Here is a 9765-nt window from a genome sequence, read left to right as displayed (position 1 = left end):
GGTGGGTCCGAACGGGACGCGTTGCTCGCCGACGAACTGGGAGCCGACCAGCCCGCGGATCAGGGTGAGCCAGCGCCGGAAGATGATCCCGGCCCGGCGTTGGGCTTCGATGCGGTCGAGGGTGTCCCAGCCGTCGCCGAGGGGGCCGAAGTCGAGGGGGTTGATGCGGGCGCTCATGCCCGGGCCGACGGCGAACGGCTGGACGCCGAACGCGCGACACAGCGGTTCGTACTCGTCCTTGGGGTCGCCGAGGACAAACACCTTGTAGCCGAAGTCCATCATCAAGGTGGCGAAGTTCTTGGTGTTGGTGGACTTGCCACCACCGGGCTTCCCGAACGTGATCACGTTGGGGTTGGTGACCGGGACGGTGTCGTCGAGCACCCAGCCGAGCGGGTCCGCGTAGAAGCTGCCCCCGGAGAGTTCGTCGACGCCGATCTGCGCACCGGTGGGAGACAGGGGCGGGTTCGCGATGAACGGCCACCACGCAGCAGCCTGGTCGCTGGTCATCCGGTACTGGACGACCGGCGTGCGCGCCGGGCTCCATCCCCGACCCGGACGCCGCTGCCCCCGCCGCGGCGACGCGTGGAACAGGTACGGCTCTTTGCCTGGCCTCTCCGGTTCGGGCTTGGTGGGCAGGTCGTGGCCGAAGTCGGCGAGCAGTTGGGCGGTGGAACGCCCGCGGGGCGGCGTCCTCATTCGTCGGCCTTCCGGGTGAGGCCAAGCCCGAGGGGCAGGGTGGCGGCGGCGAAGCCGGCGTCCTGGGCCAGATCGAGGCGCAGGGGGGGCGAAGCCGGCGCGCCGGATGGACGCGTCGAGGCGGCGTCCGAACTCGGCGACGCGCATGGTCTTGGCGACGGTGACGCACGCGACCGCGTAGGGGCGGGTGAGGGCGTGGCCGGACGCGAGTTTCGCGTCGAGGCGATGGGCGCGGGTGACGTTGGCGCGGTCACGGGAGCGTTGCCGGATCTGGAGCCGGCCGCGGAGTCCCTCGCCCATGTCGGCGGCCCATTCGCCGGAGGCGGTCTGCCGGTCGGCGCGGCTGAACGGCAGGATCGGGAACACGACTGTGTAGGAGCGCCGCTCCCCCGGTTCGGACGGGGTGAGGACCGGGGCGAGGGCGCCGAGGCAGCCGCCCCGGTCGGGGAGCTTGATGGTGGAGCTGATCGAGTTCCATGCGTCGTGGGAGTAGTGCCGCATCGTGGTGTCGGCGCCGGAGGGTCCGGCCATCGCCCACGGCACGTCGGTGCACACCGTCGGGTCGGTCTGGTGGGCGGCGAGGGCATCGATGATCCCGGCCCGGTCGGCGGGCGCGAAGCCGGTCCGGACGGTGAGCGCCAGCTGGGGGGAGGTGAGCCAGGCGACGTCGGTCATGCCCATTCCGCCGCGCAACATGGCGGAGATCTCGTCGGCCAGCGCGTACAAGACGCGGGTGCGTCCCTCCAGGCCGCCGCCGAACTCGCGGGCCTGCTTCGCGATCCGGGTTTCGGGCACCACGAAGGTGACGAACGCTTCGGTGCGGACTGCGGCGCGGCTCAGGGCGGTGGCGAGTTCGTCGTTCATCCGGCGGGCAAGTTCGGGGCCGTCGGGACGCCTATGGGTCGCGATCCACTGCTGGCGTTCGGCGCCGTCGTCGGGGACGGTGCGGACCAGGAACACGACGTCGCTGATCAGGGACGCCCGCGCGGCGACATCGAGCAGTTCGGTGAGGCCGCGTCCGAACTGGTCGCGGCGGTCGCCCTCGGCCATGCCGACGCCGGGGTGACGGATCGCGGCGGTCATCGCCCACGTGCGCAGGCCGTGGTCCTGGATGATCGCGTACCGGGTCTGCGCCGGGCCCTTGGGGGCTCCGTCGTGGACCTCGATGCCGGTCATCACCCCGGGCAGGTCCGCGTTCTCTAGGGCCTCGGCTTTCCCGGTGGCGGCTTTGCTGCGCCACTGCGTCCAGCCGAACGCCTTACCGACGGCGAAACTGAGGCTGGCCAGCAGCCAGCCAGTGGCCGAGCGGCCGCGGACAGGGACAACGACCAGCACCGTGACCACGGCTGCGATCGCGGCGAGCTGGGCCGCGAGCAACCAGCGTTGCTGGTTGGCAGCCACGAACACGGGGATGACCGCGAGGGTCAGGGCCGCCAGCCGGGGGCCGGTCAATCCGAAGAAGAAGCCGACCCGGTCCGGGCCGTAGTCGTCGTACACCGCTGCCATGACGTCGCCCGTCGTCAGAAGGCCAGCGAGACGCCGGGTGGCGTCGCGAACGGCAGCGGGACGTCTGCCTCGGCGGGGCTGCCGCCAGCGTCGAGGGCTTGGGTCTGCTCAAGTTCGGCGACGCGGGTGGTTTCCGCGTGTCTGGCCCGGACGTGGCGGTCCTCGATCGCGCGTCGGTCCTGATCCAAGAGCGTCGGCTGCGACTCGGGTGGATCGACGTCCGGGTAGGTGTTGGTCCAGCCATCCATTGGGGCCTCCTGTCGGGTGGGGTGGCAGAGGCCACTTACCTCGCATAACGAGAAGGGATGGTGTTCCGTGGACAGCAAGAACGCCGGGAGAGCACGGTCGCCGCGCCTCGCCGCCGAACGCGCCCACGCGCACCGCAGGACGGCGACTGGCGCCGCGCGAGAAGCAGCCGCTGGTTCAACATGAAGGTGTCGCCAGCCATACTCCTCACGCACGTCCAGATCGGGTTGCGCCGGCTCTCCACCTGAAGTCGGCGCCACTCCCCGGCGATGGACGGCGAGCATGCGCCGTTCCTGGGCTGGTCTAATGGCTGCATGGCCGTCATCTCGAGGATCATGTGGACCGCTGCCGACGGGGGGCAAAGCCCGGACGAGCTGCTGCAGGGTGCCACCCGCGCTATCGCGCCGTGGGCATTGGAGTCGGACGAGGTAGATCTGCCCGAGTCGGGCGAGGTCACGTTTGAGCGGTCTGGAGTGGCCAATCCCGGTATTCGTACGGTGCGGGCGCAGCGGGTCGCGGAGCCGAGCGGCCTGGTCGTAGACGTCGAGGACGACGACGGGACCGGAGCCGTCTGGGGCGTGCACGTGCGGATCGCGGTCGCGGACGGGCACCTGCTGGTTTGGGTGGACAACACGCTGGAGTCGGAGACGGTCTCAGCGCCTGTGAGCGTAGGCCGGCCGCGGGTGGTCGACGCGCTGCTGGGCGTGGGCGATCGACCTAGGCTCGGTGCGAGTGCATTGCTGAGCGAGGCGCAAGAGATCTCTGCCGAGGGGGTCGCGGTCCTTGACGAGCTCCTCCAAAATCCGGAGCGCGCCCTGCCGGTCGTCGTCGTTACCTGTCCCTGGACGGGTTTCGACGACCACCTCCGGTATCGAGCTGGGAACCTCGCCAGGCGCCTGACCGGGCTCGCCACCGTCGTCATGCTGGACCCGGGGGCTCAGGACGCGCTGAAAGCTGCGCTACCAGAACGGTTGGGAGTCTGGGGCGGCGCCGTGCGCGTCTACGCACCCGGGAGTCTGGACTCCCCCGCCGCACACCGCCTTTACAGCGGCGACCTCCTAGGGCAGCGCGGGGTGGAGCCTATCGTCAACTGGGTCACCTCCCTATCGAGCCGTCGTCGCCCCGACCACCGCCTCCGCGCCGTCCATCATGCGGTGACGCAACCGGACCGGACGGTCTGGGCTGCCGAGGTCGAGGAGCTACGCAGGGAGCGCGACCAGTTCCAGACCCAACTAGACAACGAGATCATCGAGCGAGCCGAGGTGGAGGCCGAGCTTAACCGGGCCCTCGTGCTGGTCCGTCGTCTGAGGCAGCTGGGCTTCGAGTCAGGCATGGCGCAAGAGGTGACGCAGGCCGAGCAGGACGCCGAGCAGGCGGGCGAGACGCTCATGACCGTGAGCGAGGCTGTGGGTCGCGCCCGTGACGAACTGTCGGAGTTCCTCGTCATCCCCCATGGGGCGGACCGCGAACTCGACAGCGTTGACGCAGCGCCGAACGCGCTGGCGTGGGGCAACACGGTCTGGCGCGGGCTCGGCGCCTTGGCCGATTACGCCCGGGACGTGCGCAGCGGCGCGTTCTCCGGGGGGTTCTGGAACTGGTGCGTGCGCGAGGGCTCGTGGCCCGCGACGACGAAGAAGCTCGCCATGAGTGAGTCGGAGAGCGTCGAGAACAGCACAAAGCTGTTCAGCAAGCGCTGCTTCAAGGTCGACGAAGCGGTGGACCCTTCTGGCGAGCTCTACATGGGCGCGCACCTCAAGATCTCCGAGGGTGGCGGCTCCCTGGCACCCAGGGTGTACTTCCACGACGACACGGGTGGTAAGACCAAGCGCATGCACGTCGGGTTCATCGGGCCGCACTACTTGGTGCCGAACACAAAGTCCTGAGCGGCCGCGACCCCATGCTCTGGGGCGCGGATCAGAAGCGACATAGGGGTCCGTCGGACCCTGCGAGGCCTGCTTCCGCTGTTACCCCAGCCGCTCTGCTGGTTACGTGCATGGCTCGACGGCTTCTGGCGCATGCTCGGCGTCGACGACGCGCTGCGGAGGTCACTCGGCCCCAGCCGTCACGACCGGTCTGGAACGCGGTTGTTCGCGCTGATGGCGAACCGGGCAATCGACCCGAGGTCGACGCTGTCGGCGGCCCAGTTGGTCTGATGGATGTGGCGATCCCCGATCTGACGATCATGCGCCAGGGACCGGGCGCATCGGGCGCTGGAGGTTCTGACGACCGGGACGCCCAGGCACACCCGCTGGGCCGCCAGCGGACGTCCGATCATGCGCAGCGTGCAGCGAGCGCCGACAAGTCGGACGCATTTCCCAGTCCGGTGTCGCTGCCATCAGACAAGGCGACCCAAGAGCGCTGGGCGGCTGAGCTGAGTCGGACCAATCTGGCGGCGTTCCGCGAGCACCTTGACACCCCGGACGCCGGAGAGACGGGAGAGGTCGTGGCAGCTTTCAAACGAGTCTTCGAGTGCACAAGGGGCCACGAGCTCCGGGCATGACGAGATCACAGGGCCGCTACCTGGGCGACCTCCGCCACTTCGGAGGCGCTGGCAGCGCCCCTGGCGGCAGTTCCCCCTTGGGCTGCGGTGGGCGCCGGCGTGCCTGTGGGCGGCGTCGTGCCCGTTCCGGACCACGATCCGCCCGTCCCGGCGTCCGGGGGCGGGCCCCCCCAGCCGCCGTCGAAGCCGTTGTCCACGGTGGGGTCGTCGGGGTTGGTGGGCTCGCTGGTGGCGCCGTCGTCGTGACCCGACTGGCCGCTGCCAGCCCGAACGCCGCGGCGTGAGTAGTCGGGCGGGAAGTTGTTGTGCCCGACCCCCATCTGGTTGGTCTGATCGGCGCCCATAGCCGCGGCGGTCCCGCCGACGGCGGCCATGACGCCGATGCCGGTCGAGAGCGCCTGACCGACCGGGCCCATGCCCGCCGCGAATCGGCCGATCGTGGTCGCGGCGGCTCCGTCCTCGCCGGCGGTGCGTCCGGAATCGTCGGTGGTGGTGGCAGCGCTGCTGCCGGTCTGGCGTCCGGCGAGGACGCCGCCGATGCCACCGGCGGCAGCGAGCCCGGCGCGCAGAGCCGACCCGGAGGTGCTGCCGGGGTCGGTGAACGCGAACAGCTTGTAGAGGGCCAGCGGCGAGAAGGACGACACGCAGATGAGCACGACGCCGACGAACGCCGTCCCGATCGACTTGAGGACGTCGTCCTCACCGCCGACCGCCACCTCGGTAGTGATCCTCACGCCAATGCCGAGCGCGAGCACCATCAGCGGCGGGGTGAGGGCGGCGGCGTGGAACCAGCGGAACGACTTCCAGAACCAGCCGCGGCCGAAGTCGGTGACCAGCCCGGCCGCTGCGATCGGTGTGACCGCGGCCAACACGAGCAGGGAGGCGGCGCGGGCCACCATCACCAGGGTGTGTCCGATCGCGGCGAGCCACAGGAGCATCCCCATGATGCCGAGGATGACTGCGACGGTGCCGTTGGTGATGTCGCTGGCCGTGAACGGTTCCCAGGGTTCCCATTCGCTCCAGCGGGTGACGTTGAGCAGTGACTGCATGAGGGCCTTGGTCAGGCCGCTGCAGGCGGCGACCAGGGTAACGCCGTAGCCCACCCACGCGAACCACACGAACCCGAACTGGGCGGCGCCGACGAGGAGCCGGCCGATGCTGTGCCCGTCACGCTTGCCGAGGGCGACGCCGATCTGGACGAGCATGAGGATCCCGACCAGCGCGAGGGCGATCCAGAAGGTGGTCGCGTACAGCTCGCCGACCGGTCCGTCTTCGCCGAGGCTCGGGGTGAGGATGGCGTCCTCCAACTCGAGGACGGCCCGGAGCACCCACAGGCCGGCGTTCCAGAGCGCGAGCATGGCCGCGGTCAGGCTGTCGGTCACCACGTTGGCGATCGCGGAGCCGAGCAGTCCGAATGGATCGATGGGCATGGTTGCTCCTTCAGTTGGAGGCGACCGGCTGCCAGCCGGCCTCGACGGAGGCGTCCGAGCCGGGCCAGGTCGACGGGGCCAGTGCGGGTGTTGTGCCGGGGCCGATCAGCCATCGGTCGCCGGTCCACTGCATGCGTTCGCAGGTGCCGTAGCCCATGCGTGCCTCCGCCTTCAGGGCGGCGCGTACGTCGAGCAGCACGCACGCGACCACCCAATCAGGGCCGTCGGTCCCCTTGATCTGGATGGCCGCGGGGGTGACGCTGACCAAGGTTCCGGGGTCCAACTGGTTCGAGGACTGCCGGGCGTGGGTCAGGAACGACTGCACGTTGCGGGTCTGGGACCAGTCGGCGGCGCCGACACCGCCGGGCAAGGCCCAGTCGCGGTACACCTCGGTGGCCAACGGCAGCGACATCGCGGACAGCACGCGCACTTCGATGGCCGCCAGTTGGGCGGCCGCACCCTCGGGGGTGCGCGGGTAGCCGGACGGCACACCGCTGACGCCGACGGTCGTGGCGGCGGGCAGCCTGATCGCGCTAGGCAGGGCGATCGCCACCCCTGGCGTAAGGCCGGCGTCCTGGGCCACCGTCGCCATCGGCGCGGCAGCGATGACGTCTCGCCGCTGGGCAGGGTCGGCGTCCTGGTGAGCGCTGCTTTGGACGCCGTCGGGCGCGCTTCCCGCCGAGAAGCTGGACACCAGGGTGTAGCCCAGCCCGTACAGCAGGACGCCGCCCACCAGCAGCAGCCCCGCGAGGACGGCCAGCAGTTGAGTGCGCGAGAGCGGGACGACCTCGGCTGATCTCGCCGGGCGGGGTGGGCGACGGCGGAACATCAGTCGACGCAGCCGTCGCCGAGGATGCCGTTGAGCATCCCGTAGCCACCCATCAGAACCACGGCGAGCACCAGGACGCCAGCCAGGCCGATGATGCCGCCCTTCGAGAGGTGCGGGGAGTGCGTTGCACGTCCGACGAGGATCGCCCCGACGGACACCAGAGCCGCGATGCCGAACAGCCACAGTACGGACCACAGGACCATGCCCGAGATCTGGTCGGTGTAGGCGGCGACGCCTGTGGGCGCCACCGGACAGATCTCCAGCGGGACGATCAGCGGGTTCATGTCGGTTCCTTTCGGAGGAGGGCGAGGACGGTCTGGGCCGCCTTGAGGAGCGAGGCAGGCAACGGGTCGGGGGTCAGGCCGGTGACCTGCAGGCGCGGGTCGAGCGGGAAGGCGGCCAAGTGCACGTGCGCGGGCATCCCGGCTGCGGCGACCTTGACCGGACGCGGCCACCGCTTGGCCGTGGGCCCCACGACCACCCCGGGCGCGTCGCGGCCGAGGAGTTCGGCGCAGGACTCCAGGCGGCGGATCCCGGGCACGGTGGCATTCGTGACGAGGACGACGTCGTCGAGCGTGCGCAGCACTGACCCGAGCCACCCCGCGCCCGTTCCTGACACGGTCGTCCAGTTGGTGTCCACGAACGTCCACTCGATCGATGACTCGGTCGGCACCGGCACGGTCGCGTCGCCGGTGATGGGGCGCTCCAGCAAGACGTCGCCACGACTGCCGCGGCGCCACAGGCCCTCGGTCCCGAGTTCGGCATTGGCTGCGGCAGAGAAGCCGGACACCAACGGAGTGCAGCACTCCACCACCCGCGCCGGCACTCCGGCTGCAGTGGCCAGAGCCAGCGCCAGCGTGGACGCCCCCACTCCGCCGGCGCAGCCCACGACGGCGACCACCCGTTCACCTGGCGCTGGAGTCCAGACGGCTGCGCCTCCCCGGGCCGCGGGCGCGGACCGGGGCCCGTGGGTGAACTCGCCCGCCTCAATCGCGCGCCATGCCTCGCGAAGCTCTGCCACGCTGTGCGCGGTCACGACGGATCACCGCCCCGAGGGCGCCGATCAAGCAGTCCGGACAAGAGCATGGCCGGCGGCACCTTGGCCAGCTCACGTCTGGCCTTCTGAACGTCCCGGAGCCTGCGCAAACAGCCGTCCAGGTCGTCCAGCGTCTCCGGCTCCATGGCCGCGATCTTCAACAGGGCGGCCACGTCGGCCGGAGTGCTGGTCATCTCGACATCACCTCCGCCATCCCTAACGGGCCGCGCCCGTCATCGGTGGACAGTCAGCCGACCGCGCTCAGGTACTCGCCGGCGGCTTCGCTGAGGGCCGCCACGCAGCGAGCGGTGCGACGACGCACCGTCCGGGCGCACACGCCCCACTCCTGGGCCACAACGGCGCTGAGCTGTCGGCTCGACAGGCCGGCAACTCCGCCCTCGCGGGCATGGCCATCGGCCTGGAGCGTCTTCGCGGCCTCGATCAGGCTGACCAGCAGTTCCCGGTCCTCGTCGGTGATGACGTCCTCGGCGCACGCCCAGGCGAGCAGCTCGGCCAACTCGACTGCCGGGTCGTCGTCTTCGACGAGCCGATCGTCCGCCGGGTCGACGGGCCCCAACGAGACGGTCGAGAGGCGGCGCGGCTGATGATGCGTGGAGGCGCCGCAGTCGAGCAGCACGCCCTCACGCAGCTGGCCGGCGACCTTCGCAGCCACCCAGTGCGGCCGCCGCCACGGCAAGCCGCGGACCTCAACCCACAGCTGGGCGGCCAGTACCTCGTCGACCCGATCGTCGTTCAAGCCCAACCGACGCCGCACGCGCAAGGCGGTCGGCAGCAGGAACCACGCGAGCACCAATGCTGCATCCCGGTCGTCTGCCCCATCGAACGCCGCCAACCGAGCCAGACCCAGAAGGACGTCGTTGGCCAGCGCGGGTTCAGCCGCTCGCCGCCAGGCGTCGAGCCGATTCGGGTCGGCGACGACGCCGAGCCGGGGTTCGATGGCGACCCAGGTCGCCCAGTGTTCCGCGAGCACGGACTCCAACCGTTCGTCCTGCAAGCCCAACATCTCGGTGATGTTCATTGCCGTGGTCCTTCCGCGTGGTTATGCAGGAAGATCACCAATCGGACGTTGTTCCTTTCGTAGTCCACAGGGCTCCTCGGCATCGGACCGGGACCCACGACGCGGCCGACACCGACCAAAGCACCTAGTCGGCCGCGCGTTGCCCGCGTAGCCCCCGACACGTTTGACAGAGACGCGAGATGTGCCCATGCGCGCGAAGTCCGCCTCTTCACTTCACGGAAGCGACGCGGACTCCGTCGGCCACCCCCGGACGATTCGCGATAATCAGCGGGTGAAGAACGTGATCGGGCCGGGCGACGTGCGATATCCGGTCACGCCAGACGTCGAGCGACTCCTGCGCTCGATGGACCGTGGTGCGCTGCAGTCGCTCGTGCTCGAGATGGCGGCGTACAGCCCCGAGGCCATGCGCTCGCTGCAGCTGCGCGCCACACCGGAGGACGAGCCGACGGCCTCCGAACTCCTTTCGGCCGTGGACGCTGCGCT

General features: G+C 70.3%; 11 protein-coding genes. 3 read left to right on the top strand and 8 right to left on the bottom strand.

Annotated elements, in window-relative coordinates:
- The coding region (locus VB059_RS06060) for an SCO6880 family protein (RefSeq protein WP_323421128.1) at positions 1–2202 on the bottom strand (2202 nt) is incomplete at its 3' end.
- 14 nt (positions 2203–2216) lie between these two features.
- Positions 2217–2450 carry a hypothetical protein gene (locus VB059_RS06055; RefSeq protein ID WP_323421127.1) on the bottom strand — a complete coding sequence of 78 codons (234 nt, stop codon included), beginning with the start codon at positions 2448–2450 and terminating at the stop codon, positions 2217–2219.
- A gap of 312 nt (positions 2451–2762) precedes the next feature.
- Here VB059_RS06055 and VB059_RS06050 point away from each other — a divergent pair, with 312 nt between their 5' ends.
- Positions 2763–4331 carry a hypothetical protein gene (locus VB059_RS06050; protein WP_323421126.1) on the top strand — a complete coding sequence of 523 codons (1569 nt, stop codon included), beginning with the start codon at positions 2763–2765 and terminating at the stop codon, positions 4329–4331.
- Positions 4332–4600: 269 nt separating this feature from the next.
- Positions 4601–4948, top strand: a complete 348-nt coding sequence (locus tag VB059_RS06045) for a hypothetical protein (RefSeq protein WP_323421125.1) — start codon at positions 4601–4603, stop codon at positions 4946–4948.
- A 5-nt stretch (positions 4949–4953) separates the two neighbouring features.
- On the opposite strand, the gene VB059_RS06040 is transcribed toward VB059_RS06045, so the two are convergent.
- From VB059_RS06040 to VB059_RS06015, 6 genes are all read right to left on the bottom strand, one after another.
- Positions 4954–6378, bottom strand: a complete 1425-nt coding sequence (locus VB059_RS06040) for a hypothetical protein (protein WP_323421124.1) — start codon at positions 6376–6378, stop codon at positions 4954–4956.
- 10 nt (positions 6379–6388) lie between these two features.
- Positions 6389–7207 (bottom strand): hypothetical protein, encoded by an 819-nt coding sequence (locus VB059_RS06035; protein WP_323421123.1) that lies wholly within the window; start codon positions 7205–7207, stop codon positions 6389–6391.
- Positions 7207–7491 (bottom strand): hypothetical protein, encoded by a 285-nt coding sequence (locus tag VB059_RS06030; RefSeq protein WP_323421122.1) that lies wholly within the window; start codon positions 7489–7491, stop codon positions 7207–7209. Before VB059_RS06030 ends, VB059_RS06035 begins: the two co-directional genes overlap by 1 nt.
- On the bottom strand, positions 7488–8108 hold the full coding sequence (locus VB059_RS06025) for a hypothetical protein (RefSeq protein ID WP_300141374.1): 621 nt from the start codon (positions 8106–8108) through the stop codon (positions 7488–7490). The genes VB059_RS06030 and VB059_RS06025 overlap by 4 nt, the downstream gene beginning before the upstream one ends.
- A 131-nt stretch (positions 8109–8239) precedes the next feature.
- A complete protein-coding gene (locus tag VB059_RS06020; protein ID WP_073185244.1) occupies positions 8240–8437 on the bottom strand; it encodes a hypothetical protein in 198 nt (65 codons plus the stop codon).
- A 53-nt stretch (positions 8438–8490) separates the two neighbouring features.
- The gene (locus tag VB059_RS06015) at positions 8491–9282 is read right to left on the bottom strand and encodes a hypothetical protein (protein ID WP_323421121.1); all 792 of its coding nucleotides are present in this window, start codon (positions 9280–9282) and stop codon (positions 8491–8493) included.
- A gap of 271 nt (positions 9283–9553) precedes the next feature.
- Between VB059_RS06015 and VB059_RS06010 the strand changes: the two genes are divergently transcribed.
- The coding region (locus tag VB059_RS06010; protein WP_323421120.1) for a hypothetical protein at positions 9554–9765 on the top strand (212 nt) is incomplete at its 3' end.

Source organism: Raineyella sp. (genome assembly GCF_034933565.1).
In the GTDB taxonomy this organism is placed as follows: Bacteria; Actinomycetota; Actinomycetes; order Propionibacteriales; family Propionibacteriaceae; genus Raineyella.
Note: the sequence above shows the minus strand (reverse complement) of the source record. Positions and strands in the feature narration are given on the sequence as shown.

Excerpts from the sequence above, each read along its gene's own strand:
- VB059_RS06055 (WP_323421127.1), bottom strand. The coding sequence starts at position 2,450 with ATGGATGGCTGGACCAACACCTACCCGGACGTCGATCCACCCGAGTCG.
- VB059_RS06050 (WP_323421126.1), top strand. The coding sequence starts at position 2,763 with ATGGCCGTCATCTCGAGGATCATGTGGACCGCTGCCGACGGGGGGCAA.
- VB059_RS06045 (WP_323421125.1), top strand. The coding sequence starts at position 4,601 with ATGGATGTGGCGATCCCCGATCTGACGATCATGCGCCAGGGACCGGGC.
- VB059_RS06040 (WP_323421124.1), bottom strand. The coding sequence starts at position 6,378 with ATGCCCATCGATCCATTCGGACTGCTCGGCTCCGCGATCGCCAACGTG.
- VB059_RS06035 (WP_323421123.1), bottom strand. The coding sequence starts at position 7,207 with ATGTTCCGCCGTCGCCCACCCCGCCCGGCGAGATCAGCCGAGGTCGTC.
- VB059_RS06030 (WP_323421122.1), bottom strand. The coding sequence starts at position 7,491 with ATGAACCCGCTGATCGTCCCGCTGGAGATCTGTCCGGTGGCGCCCACA.
- VB059_RS06020 (WP_073185244.1), bottom strand. The coding sequence starts at position 8,437 with ATGACCAGCACTCCGGCCGACGTGGCCGCCCTGTTGAAGATCGCGGCC.
- VB059_RS06015 (WP_323421121.1), bottom strand. The coding sequence starts at position 9,282 with ATGAACATCACCGAGATGTTGGGCTTGCAGGACGAACGGTTGGAGTCC.